Origin of the sequence: uncultured Pontibacter sp. (assembly GCF_947492645.1) — a bacterium.
Taxonomy (GTDB): domain Bacteria; phylum Bacteroidota; class Bacteroidia; order Cytophagales; family Hymenobacteraceae; genus Pontibacter.
This window is the reverse complement of sequence record NZ_CANLMZ010000017.1, coordinates 20,593-36,756: the sequence shown is the minus strand read 5'-3', so window position 1 is coordinate 36,756 and position 16,164 is coordinate 20,593. Positions and strand designations below refer to the sequence as shown.

General features: G+C 45.9%; 11 protein-coding genes. All 11 read left to right on the top strand.

Features of this window, described 5'->3' with window-relative positions; translation table 11 throughout:
* The first annotated feature begins 249 nt into the window (after nt 1-249).
* Nucleotides 250-2,856, top strand: a complete 2,607-nt coding sequence (locus tag Q1A23_RS19280; RefSeq protein WP_299826487.1) for an ATP-binding protein — start codon at nt 250-252, stop codon at nt 2,854-2,856.
* 378 nt (nt 2,857-3,234) lie between these two features.
* Entirely contained in the window at nt 3,235-4,479 is a 1,245-nt protein-coding gene (locus Q1A23_RS19275; protein ID WP_299826485.1) for an HlyD family efflux transporter periplasmic adaptor subunit, read from the top strand.
* 46 nt (nt 4,480-4,525) lie between these two features.
* Nucleotides 4,526-5,995: a TolC family protein gene (locus tag Q1A23_RS19270; RefSeq protein ID WP_299826484.1), complete on the top strand. Its 1,470-nt coding sequence runs from the start codon at nt 4,526-4,528 to the stop codon at nt 5,993-5,995.
* A gap of 54 nt (nt 5,996-6,049) precedes the next feature.
* Nucleotides 6,050-6,754: an ABC transporter ATP-binding protein gene (locus Q1A23_RS19265; RefSeq protein WP_299826482.1), complete on the top strand. Its 705-nt coding sequence runs from the start codon at nt 6,050-6,052 to the stop codon at nt 6,752-6,754.
* A 2-nt stretch (nt 6,755-6,756) separates the two neighbouring features.
* Nucleotides 6,757-7,998, top strand: coding sequence for an ABC transporter permease (locus tag Q1A23_RS19260; protein ID WP_299826480.1), 1,242 nt, complete (start codon nt 6,757-6,759; stop codon nt 7,996-7,998).
* Entirely contained in the window at nt 7,995-9,176 is a 1,182-nt protein-coding gene (locus tag Q1A23_RS19255; protein ID WP_299826478.1) for an ABC transporter permease, read from the top strand. The genes Q1A23_RS19260 and Q1A23_RS19255 overlap by 4 nt, the downstream gene beginning before the upstream one ends.
* Nucleotides 9,177-9,241: 65 nt before the next feature.
* On the top strand, nt 9,242-10,630 hold the full coding sequence (locus Q1A23_RS19250; protein ID WP_299826476.1) for a sigma-54 dependent transcriptional regulator: 1,389 nt from the start codon (nt 9,242-9,244) through the stop codon (nt 10,628-10,630).
* Nucleotides 10,614-11,924: an ATP-binding protein gene (locus tag Q1A23_RS19245; RefSeq protein WP_299826475.1), complete on the top strand. Its 1,311-nt coding sequence runs from the start codon at nt 10,614-10,616 to the stop codon at nt 11,922-11,924. The genes Q1A23_RS19250 and Q1A23_RS19245 overlap by 17 nt, the downstream gene beginning before the upstream one ends.
* 459 nt (nt 11,925-12,383) lie before the next feature.
* Nucleotides 12,384-12,593 carry a hypothetical protein gene (locus tag Q1A23_RS19240; RefSeq protein WP_299826473.1) on the top strand — a complete coding sequence of 70 codons (210 nt, stop codon included), beginning with the start codon at nt 12,384-12,386 and terminating at the stop codon, nt 12,591-12,593.
* Nucleotides 12,594-12,956: 363 nt separating this feature from the next.
* On the top strand, nt 12,957-13,727 hold the full coding sequence (locus Q1A23_RS19235; RefSeq protein ID WP_299826471.1) for a polysaccharide biosynthesis/export family protein: 771 nt from the start codon (nt 12,957-12,959) through the stop codon (nt 13,725-13,727).
* Nucleotides 13,724-16,099, top strand: coding sequence for a polysaccharide biosynthesis tyrosine autokinase (locus tag Q1A23_RS19230; protein WP_299826469.1), 2,376 nt, complete (start codon nt 13,724-13,726; stop codon nt 16,097-16,099). The genes Q1A23_RS19235 and Q1A23_RS19230 overlap by 4 nt, the downstream gene beginning before the upstream one ends.
* Nucleotides 16,100-16,164 lie beyond the last annotated feature (65 nt).

The window sequence follows — 16,164 nt, the reverse complement described above, 5'->3', positions numbered from 1 at the left end:
AATCTGGTTTGTATACTTAGGTAAAGCCCGCTACTGCCTTTGTGGTGTTTAATTGTAAGCGCATAAGTATAAACCAAAGTATAAAACCGAAGCTAAGGCCTTTTGCTTTTGGATTAAAAGCTATCAAAGTTTCAACAATAGATAAACGTAGATCAAAAACGCGGCAAAATTTTACATAAATTATCCCAGGTGCATCTCAGCAAATCAAAAAAATGATCAAATTTGTACTGGCGTTTTTAATTCTTCTTTGTGATCGATAAATTTTTATCCTCAGGTTCCCGTAATCTCAAAATCAAGATTTTAGTAAGCCTAGGCCTCACACTTCTGCTCGCTCTCCCGATACAGCTTTTCTCACTAGAGTTGAATGATGACCTGGAAGAGACGCAGCAGTTGGTTTCGCGCACACAAGAGGTAATTCTGGAGCTGGAGTACATCAACACCGCACTTACCATTTTAGAGAGTAATGCCAGGGGTTATGTCATCAGCAAAAACACCTCCTTTCTGGCGGGTTTAGATCAACTGAAGCAAAAAACTGTTGGCTCTCTAACTAACATCCAGACCCTTACTTCGGGCAACACCGTTCAGCAGCAACATCTATATCAGCTTAAGCCCTTAATAAAAGCAAAAATAGAATTCAACGATTTGGTCATTCAAAAGGACGATGCCACAGCATCTGCCATGATTAAATCGGGAGACGGTAAACAATTAATGGATGCCATCCGCGCCCATTTAAATAGTATAGAAAGTACAGAAAAACAGTTGCTGCAACATCGGATAGAAGAAAGCAATGCCCTCTCTGATTATGTATACATCATAAACATTGCCAGTACGCTTTTAATCATACTTGTTGTGCTGGGGGCTGTGCTTTTTATATTTATAGACATCAACAAGCGCGAAAAACTGGAACTGGAGCTACGCGAGAACGAATCCAGGTTAAAGCAATTTCTTGAAGCACTACCTATTGGCCTGACCGTACGGGATGCAAACGGGGATTTGTTTTTCACAAACAGGAAAGGCAGGGAAATACTGCACCAACAATTAGCAGAGGGGCCTTTCCAGAACCTGCAGCAACTGGTTAAGGAGCAAAAAGTATTTAAAGCTGGCACAGCGGAAGAATACCCGCTGGAGGAAATTCCGGTTATTAAGGCGCTTGCAGGAGCTAGCAGTAGTGTAGACAACCTTGAAATACGCAACCACGGCACCGCTATACTTCTCTCTGAAACAGCAAGCCCTGTCTACAACAGCAAGCAGGAAGTAGTTTTCGCAATTTCGGCTTTTGAAGACATCACTAACCGCAAAAAAGAAGAAGCTGAGTTAAAATTAGCCAAAAAGGCTGCAGAAGACTCATCTTTGGCTAAAGAGCGCTTTCTGGCAAACATGAGCCACGAAATCCGGACACCGATGAATGCGATACTGGGCTTCACGAACCTGTTGCATCGGTCGCCGCTAAGTACAGAGCAGCAGCAGTTTGTTGAGGCCATTCGTTCTTCCGGCGAAAATCTGCTTACGATCATCAACGACATCCTGGATGTATCTAAAATACAGGCGGGTATGATGCAGCTGGAGGAAATTCCTTTTGGTTTAAAGTCTCTGTTTGAGTCGTTAAAGGTGTTGCTTCAGAACAATGCCGCCGACAAAGGCCTGAAGCTTTCTGTTGATTGCCAGGACCAAATGCCTGTGCTATTGTTGGGCGACCCGGTAAGGCTGACGCAGGTGATGTACAACCTGGTGCAAAATGCCATAAAATTCACCTCTAAAGGCGAGGTTATTGTAAGTGCAGGAGTAAAATATAACGAGGGAGAACAAGTTTGGATTGAGATTTCTGTATCGGATACCGGTATAGGCATTTCTCAGGATAAGCTGGAAAGTATTTTTGAGCGCTTCAGCCAGGCAACCACGGCAACCACCCGCGAATTTGGCGGAACAGGTTTAGGCTTAACTATTGTAAAAAATCTTGTGGAGCTGCAAGGTGGCAGCATCAGCATCGATTCTACTTTAGGAAAGGGTTCTGTGTTTACGATTTCCATCCCTTACAAAATTGCAACAGAAGAAGATATGGCCTTGTACAGCGAGCAGGCGCAACTGGAAGAAAACATACTTCTGCAGGATCTTCATGTATTGCTGGCCGAAGATAACATACTTAACCAAAAGCTTGCCTTTCGGGTTCTGAGCGACATGGGCTTTACTGTTGAGTTAGCAGCCAATGGTAATGAGGCTGTTAATCTTATAAAGGCAGGGCGGCATTTTGATGTACTTTTAATGGATATTCAGATGCCTATTATGGATGGCTATGAAGCTACCCGCATTATAAGGCAGGAGCTCAAAAGTAACATTCCTATTATGGCCATGACAGCACATGCCATGAGCGGAGAAAAAGAAAAATGCCTGGCATTTGGCATGAACGACTATCTATCCAAACCATTTAAAGCAAAGGATTTACAAAGTAAAATATACTTGCTGCTCGGAGCCAACTCTGCCGAACCGGAAACGCAAAGCAAAACTATAGCAGCTATCAAATCAGAAGTTGACCTTACCTATCTCCAGAGCATGTCCAGGGGCAATAGTAAGTTCATCAAAGAGATGATCAACCTGTTCCTTGTACACACTCCCGTAGAGCTTGTTAAGCTGGAAACGGCAGTTACGCAGGCACAGCTTAAAGATGTGTCAGAGATTGCCCATAAACTAAAATCGTCTGTTGCGATGATGGGTATTGAGAACATGGCGAAGGGACTGAAAGAAATCGAGAAAATCTCTAAGAGCACAGGTGACATGGGTGCCATTACATCGCTTTACCACGAAATTATAGAAATTAACGCTACCGCCACAAAGGAATTGGCGGCATTAGAGCAAGTATAGCATTTATACTTTGGTAGCAAGCAAGAGGCACGCCTAACTGCTGCTAATGCCGGGGCCGCTTCGCTGTTCTGCATATGTATAGGGGCTTATTTCAGATTTGCTTCAGCGTACGCTATTCATTTGATCGAAAGCTGCCTGAATAAGGTTAATCCAGAATAATACATCTGTGGCCTTTACCATCTAGTCAGCGCCTTTATAATTTGATGCAGATGACTATCAGCATCAAAAGTTTCCCTTCTAAAACCGAACAGCCTGTTCAATACTGAACACCTGCCAAGCTCCAAAAGGCATTATTAAATATCACAAAACACTACATATCAACACCTTACATTATTGGCATTTAAATTGGCTATATAGACCATAGCAAGTATAAAAACTATGGATCGGGAGCTATCATCTACAACCATCAAAGCAAATAAACGGAAGCGCTTTTGGCAACTAACAGTCGCAGTTGCCTTGGTAGTATTTACCATATTAGGGTTTAGGTTTCTTATAACGCCTGGTATAAACCGATCCGAAATTCGCACAGCTGTAGTGGAACGTGGCCCGGTAGTAGCCACTTTAACCGCAACGGGGGTCGTAGTTCCTGAAAACGAACATGTTATAACCAGTCCTATACAGGCTCGCATTGAGCAGGTGGTACGCACCAGCGGCGAGCAGGTGAAACCCGGCGACCAGGTGCTGCTGCTGGATCGTTCTTTTACACAGCTTGCCTACGACAAATTAAAGGACGAACAGCAACTGAACCAGCATAAAAGCGTGCAGCTACAACTGCAACTGCAGAAAAAACTGAACAGCCTAGGGTCGCAGCTTCAAATAAAGAGCATGAGCGTGAAAAGCCTGCAGGCGCGACTCGAGGATGAGCAGTATCTTCTAAAAATTGGCGGCGGCACCCAGGAGCAGGTAAAACAGGCAGAACTAAACCTTAAAATAGCGCAACAGGAACTTGCCCAGCTCGAACGCGACATCGCCAGCGAACGCGCCCTGCTTAAAGCCGATGAACAGGAACTAGGTTATACTTTAGCCATGCAAGGCCGATCTATAGAAGAACTAAACCGCAAGATGCAGCAGGCCGAGATTCGAGCCACTAGTCTGGGGGTAGTAACCTGGGTAAAGAATGAAATAGGCAGCAGCGTAAATGCAGGTGATGTCATTGCCCGCCTTGCCGACCTGAGCAGCTTCAAAATAAAAGCCTCTATTTCTGATACTTTTGCCGAACAACTGCAAACAGGCGGCCAGGCAAGCATACGCATAAACGACACCGACTTACAAGGCACTATTGCGGCCATAGAACCAACAGTAACAAATGGTACCATCACCTTTTTTATATCACTTACAAAGGAGGCACATAAGCTGCTTCGCCCTAATCTGCGTGTGGATGTGCAGGTAAATACGGCTACCAAACCAAATACGCTACGGGTTAAAAACGGGCCCTACTTCACCAGCGCCTCCGGCAACCAGGTTTTTATACTTAGAGAAAATGAAGCGGTGCGGGTGCCAGCCACTATCGGCGTAAGCAACAAAGACTTTGTAGAACTGGAAAGTGGCGTACAAGCCGGCGACGAGGTAATTATTTCGTCCATGCAGGGATACGAGCACCTGAAAAAGATACGCTTGAAGTAATGGAATCTCAGGTCCTGATCGGGTTACATGATACTATACATAAACTATGAGCTACCGATACTTAACCTTTTTCCTGTTTGTGTGCTTCCAGCTTTGCTGTGGCCAAAGTATAGCTCAACCTACGCAAAGGCAGCTAAGCCTGCAGGAAGTTATCACTATGGCACAGGAGCAATCGGTGGAGGCGCGACAGGTAGAAACAAGCCGTGAAAACAGCTACTGGCAATGGCGCAGCGCTAAATCCGGTTACCTGCCCCAGCTAAGCCTGGAAGGCACCTTGCCAGACTTTAGCCGCACCATTACCCCAGTAACACAACCAGATGGCACCACCGCTTTTCAGCCAGTTTCTATAAACAGCTCCGACATTGGCGTTACGCTGAGCCAGGTAATTGCCCCTACAGGTGGCCGTGTTTTTGTTACTTCGCTTATGCAGCGCTTTGATGACTTTGACCGCGATCAGACACGCTACAACGGCAATCCGGCAATTATCGGAATAGAGCAGCCGCTTTTTGCATACAACTCCCTGGCCTGGGCAAAACGCATAGAGCCTCTAAAGTATGAGGAATCTAAAAAAAGGTTTGTAGAGGATAAAGAGCAATTGGCGGTTAAAGCTACCAATTTATACTTCGACCTTTTGCTGGCACAGGTTAACAAAAGTATAGCTGCCAAAAACCTGGCTAACAACGATACCCTTTTCCAGGTAGCAGGGGAAAAGTATAAACTGGGCCGCCTGTCTAAAAATGATCTGCTGCAGCTGCGCCTGGCCGTTTTGAACGCTGACCTGGCACTTGCACAAGCCCACCTGGATGAACAGACTGCTTTGCTGGCGCTGAAGAATTTTTTAAGTATAAAAGAGGCTGTCCATTTTAACCTGATCATGCCGGAAAGTATACCAGAGGCACCCGTAGTAGCAGAGATTGCCATTTCAGAAGCCAGGAAAAACCGAAAAGAAAGTATAAATTTTGAGCGCAGGCTTTTAGAAGCCGAAAGCAACGCGGCCAAAGCCCGAGGCGACAATGGTTTCAATGCCAGCTTATTTGCCACCTTTGGCCTTACCGACCGTGGCGAAAGCTTTACTGACATTTACCACCAACCCGACAACCAGCAGCGCGCGCGCATTGGTTTTAGTATGCCGCTGTTGGATTGGGGCCGCCAGCGCTCTGCTATAAAAGCGGCGCAGCTTAACCAGCAACTGGTTGCCTACACCATCAGCCAGGAAGAAACAAACTTTGAGCAGGCTGTAATTACGCAGGTAAACCAATATAATACGCTTAAAAACCGAATTGCCACCACCGCCGAAGCCGATGCTATTGCTGCCGAACGCTACGATATTGCCCGAAACACTTTCCTGATTGGTCGCATTAGCATTACAGATTTAAATATTGCCCTTGCAGAAAAAGACCAGGCAAGGCGTGCTTATATTTCCTCGCTAAGCGATTTCTGGGCAGCTTATTATAATTTAAGACAGCTAACGCTCTACGATTTTGAGCATCAGCAGGCAATCAGTTTCAAAGAGTAAGCAAGCTTTTATATCAATCCACAAAATCACGATATTAGAACCAAGTATAAAACTATGATCACACTATCAAACATCGAGAAGGTTTACCAAACCAAAACCATTGAGACGGTAGCCTTGCAGAACGTAAACCTGCACATACCCAAAGGTGAATTTGTGTCTGTTATGGGGCCATCCGGTTGCGGTAAAAGCACGCTGCTCAACATCATGGGCCTGCTGGACGAGCCAACCAGCGGACTGGTAGAAATTGACGGTACGCCCATCAGCAAGTATAAAGACAAAGAGCTGGCGCATATCCGCAATCAGAAACTGGGGTTTGTTTTCCAGAGCTATCACCTCATCAACGACCTGAGCGTGCTCGACAATGTAGAGTTGCCCCTACTCTACCGCAGGGGCGCATCGGCTGCAGAAACCAGGAAGTTGGCAATGACAGCATTAGAGAAAGTTGGCCTTAGCGCCCGTACCAAACACTTCCCTGCCCAGCTTTCCGGTGGTCAGCGGCAGCGGGTAGCCATTGCCCGCGCCCTGATAGGCCAGCCTGAAGTTATACTTGCCGACGAACCCACCGGTAACCTTGACTCTGTGATGGGAGAAGAAATCATGAACATCCTGCTCCACCTGAACCAGCAGGACGGCACCACCATTGTGATGGTGACTCACGACGAGAACATGGCCCATAAAACAGAGCGGCTGATTCGCTTTTTTGACGGCCAGCAGGTATCAGATGCCAGAACAGCGGCTTTTAATTTCCAACAAGTATAGCCATGCTGAAGAATTATCTTAAAATAGCCTGGAAAGTACTTTTGCGCCGCAAGTTCTTTACCTTCATCAGCCTCTTCGGCATCAGCTTCACTTTAATGGTGCTCATGGTGGCTACCTCCCTTTTTGACCACACCTTCGGGCCGCAGATGCCGGAGCGGGAAACAGACAAGTTGCTTTTTGTAAACATGGTGCGGGAGCAGATTCAGGATGGCTATAACAGTAGCGGGCCGATCAGCTACCACTTCTTCGACCGCAATATACGCCCCCTGAATACACCTGAAACGGTATCGGTAAACTCTATGTTTTTTCAGGTGAACAGCTACATCAATAACCGCAAACTGGCCCTCGACATCAAGTATACAGACCGCGAATTTTGGGACATACTTGACTTTAACTTTTTGGAGGGCAATGCTTTCACGCAGCAGGACGTGAAGGGTGCCAACCGCGTGGCGGTTATCAACGAGAACACCCGCGAGCAATACTTCGGAAAAGCACCGGCCGTTGGGCAATATATTGTGGTAGACCAGGTAAAGTATAAAGTTGTGGGCGTAGTCGAAAACGTGCCGGTACTGCGTGTTCAATCTTATGCCGATGTGTGGGTACCTGTTACGCTCAAAAGCCAGGAATTTAACAAACCTGGGTTGCGGGGCACTTATTTTGCCACCATCAAAGCCAAAACCCCCAACGACATTCCGAAAATAAAGGCTGAATATGCGGCTATGATGCAGGAAGTAGAGCGCCAGCAGCCACAGAAAGGCACAAAGCTTTTCTCCTTCCCCGACACCTTTCTGGAGAGCTTTGCCCGCGCCTTTTTAGGTCGCGATCAGGAAACCGGCCTTGGCATGTTGTATGGTATACTGGCTGGCCTGACTTTTCTGTTCATGCTGTTGCCTACTATCAACTTGGTCAACATCAACATCAGCCGCATCATGGAGCGCTCCTCAGAGATTGGGGTTCGTAAGGCCTTCGGAGCCACCTCCTCCACCATCATCGGGCAGTTTATCGTCGAAAACATCTTCCTGACGCTGCTGGGTGGTTTGCTGGGGTTCCTGCTGTCGGCGGGGGCACTATGGTTTATCAACGACAGCGGTATTATAGTATACGCTGACCTGGACCTTAACCTACGTGTGTTCGCTATTGGCCTGCTACTGTGCCTTGTGTTTGGTTTGCTTTCCGGGGTATACCCTGCTTATAAAATGTCACGCTTACATGCCGTTGAGGCGCTGAAAGGAGGATCGAAATGATACGTCACTTGTTTAAACTGATCTGGAACAGGAAGAAAAGTAACTTCCTGCTGATCACCGAAATTTTCTTTTGCTTCCTGGTGCTGTTCGGCGTGCTGAGCTTCATCGTGTATAACGTGCGCAACTACACCAAACCGCTTGGTTTTGAACATGACAATGTATGGCTTCTCACCATGCGGCCCTCTACAGACTCTTCTGCCCTTAACCACCAGAACCTGGAGCAGGTACTTCAGCTGGTACGCACTTTCCCGGAAGTTCAGCAAGCCTCCCTCACCAGCAGCAATGCTCCTTTTGCCTTCAGCCAGATGAACAATAATTTATCATATGGCAATGTAAAAGACGTAATGGCCGATTTTTATGAAGTAGAGGATGACTTTAAAGAAGTAATGCAGCTACAGGTGCGTGAAGGCCGGTGGTTTGGGATGCAGGACAATGCCAGCCACCATGCACCCATTGTAATCAATAAGGCGCTCAAGCAGCAACTGTTTGGGGAGGAGGATGCACTAGGTAAACTCATTCCGGTAAACGACTCCACAAATTACCAGGTAGTGGGCATTACAGAGCACTTTCGTGCAGGAAGTGAGTTTGCAGCAGATGAGCCTGCTTTCTTTACCCGTCTTAACCTGCCGCGGAGTCCCAACTCGTTCTGGAGTGAAGTCCTGATCCGGGTAAAACCAGGCACAGGTATAGCCTTTGAAGAAAAAATGGTGAAGCAGGTGGCGGGGATCGGCAAAGGCTGGGCTTTAGAAGTCACAACGCTGGAGAAAATGCGCCAGAACAAAGCCAAACTTACCATGATCCCGATGATCGCCCTTGGGCTTGTGTGTGCTTTCCTGATTTTAAACGTAGCGCTTGGTTTGTTTGGGGTGCTGTGGTACAATATTAACAGTCGCCATGGCGAGATAGGCCTGCGCAGGGCGTTGGGTGCAGCTTCGGGTCAGATTTACAGGCAATTTATAGGCGAAGTGCTGGTGCTGGCAACTTTTGGCCTGCTGCTCGGCGTCATGTTTGCAGTACAACTTCCCTTGCTGCAGGTCTTTGATGTAGAATCAATTGTGTACACGGTTGCTATACTTGGTGCCGTCGTTGTTATTTACCTGCTTACTATAGTTTGTGCATTTTACCCAAGCAGACAAGCAGCCGCCATACATCCTGCCATAGCCCTGCACGAAGACTAAAGTATACCTGTACTGCATTATCCTGAAAAAACTTATATTTATACTTCCATTCTGCCTCGTAAACCATGGTTCTGATAATAGATGATGATGTAGCTGTACGTGCCTCGCTTAGCTTGTTGTTAAAGCAGCAGGGGTTTAAAACCAAGGAGGCCTCCAATCCCAAAGAGGCGCTGGAGGTGGCGCAGCAACATCCGTTTAAACTGGCTATCATGGACATGAACTTCTCCATAGATACTACCGGCAACGATGGTATTGCTTTGCTGGAGCAGTTTAAACAGCTTTACCCTAACCTGCCGGTTATACTTATTACTGGTTGGGGCTCAATTGGGCTGGCAGTAGAAGGCATGCGTCTTGGTGCCGCCGACTTTATTACCAAACCCTGGAGCAACGAGTACCTGCTGCAGGCGGTGCGTACAGCCTTAAGCTTATCAGCATCTGAGCAGGCTGCTGAGACTGGCGCTGGGTCTCTTACACGCAAAAAGCTGGACCAGCAATACGACTTTCGGAATATTATCGGACAGGACCCGCAGCTGCTGCAACTGCTGAAGAAGATCGGGCAAATATCCCCCACCGATGCCTCTGTGCTGATTGAAGGAGAGAGCGGAACAGGCAAAGAACTGATAGCGGAGGCTGTGCACCGGAACAGCCTCCGTAAATCGCAGCCTTTTGTTAAAGTAAACCTGGGCGGCATCTCCTCTACTTTATTTGAAAGCGAAATGTTTGGGCACAAACGAGGCGCCTTCACCGATGCAAAGTCAGACAGGACAGGCCGCTTTGAGATGGCTAATAAAGGCACCATTTTTTTAGATGAGATCGGTGAGCTGGACATGAACAGCCAGGTAAAACTGCTGCGTGTACTGCAGGACCGCACCTACGAGGTGCTAGGCGACAGCCGGTCCCGAAAGCTTGATATACGCGTGGTTTGCGCCACCAACCGCGATCTGGCAAAGCTGGTTGAGGAAGGTAAGTTTCGTGAAGATTTATACTACCGCATCAACCTGATTAAGGTAAAATTACCTGCCCTGCGCGAACGTGAAGATGACATTCCTTTGCTCGTGCAGTACTTTGTAGATAACCTGAAGCAAACTTATAACCGCCCAAACCTCACAATAAGTATAAAAGCCCTGCAGTGGCTAAAAAACCTGCACCTTTCGGGTAACATACGGGAGCTAAAAAACCTGGTGGAAAGAACGGTTCTGGTAGCAGAGCACTCAACCTTGGAGGCAGATGATTTTAAGGCACAGGCGCAGCAGAACCCGGCAAAGCCCGGCGATAAAACCCTTCCTGCCGTCGGCACCATGACGCTGGACGAAATGGAAGCTTCCATGATCATTAAATCGATGGCCTATTACCAGAACAATATCAGCAAAGTAGCACGTGCCTTAGGTTTAAGCAGGGCAGCCCTGTACCGCCGCCTTGATAAGTTTAACATCCCCTATGACCCTGCGCAGTAAATTTATACTTTTTGCCGTGCTCGTTCACGTTCTGCTGGGCGTGCTGGCATGGCACCTGTTGCAGCAAAACAAGTTTCTTTTCCTGGGGATGGAGCTGCTCATACTTTGCTCCGTTTTTGTAACAGCTCAGCTTTACAGTTCTTTTTTTAAGCCTCTGAATCTGATCAGATCAGGTATAGAGTCTATGAAGGATAAGGACTTTTCTACCACTTTTACAGCAGTAGGCCAAAAAGACCTGGATGACCTGGTAATTGTGTATAACCGCATGATAACCCAGCTGCGCCAGGAAAGGGTGGCACAGGCCGAAAAGCACTTCTTATTAGACAAGCTGATACAGGCTTCGCCGGCAGGCATTATACTTTTAGGCTTCGATAACCAGGTGGAAAGTCTAAACCCCTCTGCGGAGCGTTTCCTGGGTAAACGCCTTCCTGAGCTTCAGGGCAAGCACGTAAGCCAGTTACCCGAAGTATGGGCTGCACCTTTAAAAAATTTAAAAACCGGCAATTCTGTTACTTTCAAAATACATGGCACCTGGACCTACCGCTGCCATCGTGCCCATTTCCTGGATCGTGGCTTTCAGCATTACTTTATTTTGATAGAGGAGTTAACGGAGGCCATACTTCAGAACGAGCGCCAGGCGTATGAAAAGGTTATCCGGGTAATGTCGCATGAGGTAAACAACACAACCGGTGCCATTAACTCTATACTTGGCTCTTTGCAGCACTATGCCCCGCAGCTGCAACCCACAGACCAAGCCGACTACGAGCATGTGCTGCAGGTAGCCATTGACCGCAATTATAACCTGAGCCGTTTTATGGCTGGCTTTGCAGATGTGGTGCGGTTGCCTAAGCCTCAGAAAGTTCTTACTGATGTGCACCTGCTGCTGCAGGACCTGCACCGTTTGCTTAAGCCAGAATTAGAAAAGCGCCAGATCCACTTCAGGTATCACTTAACTAATAAGCCCTTACTGTTACCCATGGATAAAAACCAGATGGAGCAAGTGCTGCTAAATATTTTCAAGAATGCCATGGAGGCGATAGATGAAAACGGGTTTATTGCAGTAGAGACTACAGCAGCGCCTCCTCAAATCATCATCTCCGATAATGGCACGGGCATTCCAGCTCATGTACAACCTCATTTGTTTACCCCATTTTATACTTCCAAAAAAACGGGCCAGGGCATTGGCTTAACCATGGTGCGCGACATACTTATGAACCACGGCTATACTTTTTCCCTTGGCTCCGGCAAAGAAGGTCTTACACAATTTACAATTAACCTGAACAGCAAAGTATAAAGCGCCGCATTATCATTCATCAAAAAATGGAAGCTGTTAGCTAAGGCTATACTTTACGTCTGCCCCCTTTCCTCCTGCACAAGCACCAAAGCAACTGGCAGGTATTAGAGCTCCTGCAGATGTATACCAGGTTATACTTGTAAGAGGCTATCCTACAAGCTCATGCTTTGGCATCACACATAAAATCCAAAGCTTATCTACCAGCCAACCCTACTGAAGCTAAAATACTCTATATACTATACTTGCAAGTATATAGCAGCTGCTAAAGCATCAAAAACATATGAATAAATTAGCATTTAAACATTAAATAGATGCTTAAAGCCTGCATTTTGTATAACTATTTTTATCAGATGATAAATTTAAAGATGAATGTAACCCTTGTCTGAATTTTTTCGTAGCAGCGCTGGTTTCGTATTGAAATAATTTATACATTGGATGTATAGTTAAAAGGTAATCATTATGGAATACAATATTATCGTTGCCCCTAACTTAGAAATATTGGCAACAGAAGTAGCAGGTTTTATACCGATGGGATGGAAGTTAAAAGGAGGTATCTTGGAGCACATGGATGGTTTTGCCCAACAATTGGTACGTCATCCGGGTGCAGTTGCCAGAACGCAACGTAAACCTGCAGTATCCAAAAACAAGAGAACCAAATGGATTGAATAATCTACCCTAAGATATTAAGCCAAAGGTGAACCGTTTCAAGGCAAGTGTAACAACTTAACTTGAAACGGTTCTTTTTTTACCCATATTATAACTATTCCAATAAAGGCCTATAACATAAGAGCATTTTAAAGTCTCTGCCCTTCTACACAAGCCTTTCCTCTATCAACCCCCATGTTGCTTTATTTCGCTGTAAAGCAACCATCTATATTAATAATACAGAATATTTTCTCATTTCAGCATCTTTTTTAGCCATCATAAGTATATATGGCTGAAACAATTTAATACCTGGACGGATATCACAAATCAGAGTTGTGTCCGTTTAGCTGGCTTTTTATAGCTAACATACACCCTTAACAGTCAGACATGAGAAAGATTCTTTGCTATCTCCTTCTTATCCTCGTTGCAACATCCTGCATATCTAAGAAAGAGTTGGTTTACATGCAAAACGAGAACCTAAGAACAAATACCCCCACCAACTTCACTACTCCTTACAAAGAATACGAATTACAGCCAAACGATGTACTTTCTATTAAAGTACTAAGTGTACAGCCTGAGCTTTCTAACCTGTTTAACATAACAGACCCCAACAACGCTTTTGGTATGGCTAACCCCAGCAGCTTGTTCCTGAGTGGCTACTCTATAGATAAAGACGGCAATGTACAGTTGCCTACTATTGGCCAGGTAAAGGTGGGTGGGCTAACTGTAGCAAAGTCGCAGGCGCTGATACAGCAAAACCTGGACAAGTACGTGAACGATGCCACCGTAGTCGTTAAATTATTAAGCTTTAAAGTGAGTGTGTTGGGAGATGTTCGTAACCCTGGCTACTACTATGTGTATAACGAACAGGCCAACCTGCTGGAAGCACTAAGTATGGCCGGTGACCTTACGCAAGGGGCAAGCCGCGAGAACATAAAACTGATCAGGCAGAAACCCGGCGGTACTGAGGTAGTTTTACTAGACCTCAAAGACCCAAACCTCGTACAATCTCAGTACTACTACCTTAAGCCGAACGATGTGCTCTACATTGAGCCTCGTAAAACACAGATCAAGAGAGATAACTTGGTTGTAGTGAGTGCCATACTTGGAGTACTCTCGACGGCAGGATTAATATTAAATTTCGTGAATACAAAATGAAAAAACCGAATAAAGAACATGAAATAGACCTGAGGAGTTGGCTATTCAAGTTCAGATCGAGATGGTACCTGTTTTTAGGTTTTACTTTTTTGGCGCTTGCTGCGGCTTTTGTTTATGTAAAAAGCTCTGAGAAGATATATGCATTCCATTCTACTTTACTTTTAGGCGACCAACAAACCGGCTCTAAAAAAGCACAGGAGCTGCTGGAGCTGCTGCACGTGCAGGACAAAGGTATAAAAGTAGAAGATGAAATTGGTTTACTGCAATCTGCAGACATGATCAAGTCTGCGCTGCAGCGACTGGATTTCTCTACGTCATATTATAAAGTGCCGGACCATTGGCTTAACAGCGGTTTTGACCTGATAAAGCATGAGCAGTTTGAGGATGTGCCTTATACTGTACAGTTGGATACAGCAGGAACGCAATTGGTTGATGTGCCATTTGAGGTGAAGGTACTGAATGATAAAGAGTATGAGCTTAGCGTTGAAGGTGAGAATGTGCCACGCTACAACTTTAACCGCCATAAGGTACTTGGCTATGTGCCATACATCAGCTTTACAAAAGTGCTCAAGTTTGGAGAACCTTACGCTGATGAAAACATTCGTTTTACCTTAACTCGAAATACAGAAGCATCTGCTGAGGCACCAGCAAAAAAGTACTACTTTGTACTTAACAGCCTTGAGAGCCAGGTAGGGCAGCGCCTTAACTCGCTTCACATCGAGCCAATCGAAAGAGACTCGCGTGTACTAAGGCTTAGCACCAAAGGCACTATACCTGACAAAGAGATGCTTTTCCTGAACACGTTGATGGAAGTATACGTGGCCCGCGACCTGGAAGAGAAAAACCAGAACGGCCGCAAAACCCTGGAGTTTATTGATAACCAGATAGCTTCATTAACAGACTCATTAAAGCAAAGTAAGCAGGCATTGTCTACTTTTCGCTCTTCTAATAGGATATCTAACATAGAGAATCAGGCTAACAGCACGTATGAGCGTTTATCGCAACTGGAAATTGATAAAGCCAAGCTTTTTACAGACAGGCAATACTACAGTGCCATACTCGATGAGATAGAAAATAACCAAGGCTTTACAGAAGCAGTATCTCCGGCCGTGGCTGGTGTGCAGAACCCCATTTTGGCTAACCTGTTCCTGGAGTTATCGGACTTAAACAAGCAGAAGGCAGGTTATAAAGCCAGCGCCACGCAAATTAACCCGATGCTGAAAGAAATTGATGGTAAAATCGCCAGCATCCGAAGTGCCATTGTTGCTAACCTTAAAAACCTGATCTCATCTGCTGATATTGCCATCAATCAGACTGAGAAAAGAATTGCGGTGCTGGAGAGTACCTTAGCTAAGCAGCCAGAGAACGAACGACGTTTGGCAGACCTTAAAGGACAGGCAGACTTCATCGATAAGAAGTATGAATTCCTGCAAGAGAAGCGTGCTGAGGCAGCTATCTCGCTTGCAACCAACACCACAGACAAAAAAATTGTGGACCGTGCCTCGTTCTGGGGTAATGGCCCTGTAAACGCGCAGCCACGTATTATTTACATGCTTGCTTTAGTAGTTGGCTTACTAATACCTGCGGCTTTTATTGTTCTCCTTGATAACGTAGACAATACGATACAGGGTAAAAACGACCTTAGCGCTATAACAAACATTCCGTTCCTGGGTGTGATCGCGCATGGCACCAAGTCTGATAAACTTGCCGTTAAAAACAACCCTAAGTCAGCAATTGCAGAGTCGTTCAGGTCTATCAGGATAAACCTGCAGTACCTGATGGCTGACACAAACTTTAAAGTGGTTGGCGTCACATCTTCTATCTCTGGCGAGGGTAAAACTTTTTGCTCTGTGAACCTGAGCAGCGAGTTTGCCGCCTCTGGTAAGCGTACCGTGCTTATCGAGTCTGACATGCGCAAGCCTACCTTCAGCAAGTACTTTAATGTAAGCGACGAAGTAGGACTATCTACCTACCTGAACCAGGACATGAGCATGCACGATGTGATCCAGAAAACGGACAATGAGTATTTGGATATTATTCCTTGTGGCCCTATTCCGGACAACGCGCTTCATTTGCTGGAGATGCCGCGCATGCAGCAGCTTGTAGCGGACCTGCGCGAAAAGTATGATTATGTAGTGATCGACACACCGCCAATCGGCTATGTATCAGAGTACTTTATACTTATGAAGCACATGGATACCAATATCTATGTAGTGAAGCATAAGTACACGAACAAAGACCTGCTAAGCCAGGTAAATGACCTGTACGCTGCCAAAAAAATCAAGAATATACACATTGTGATAAACGACCTGAACTTTGACAGCACCTACGAGTATGGCTACAAGCGCAAGGCAAGCTATTATTATGTATAGTATAAACCATTAAGGCTCATAATATTTAAAAGCGCCCACTACACTCCTGTTGTTGGGCGCTTTTA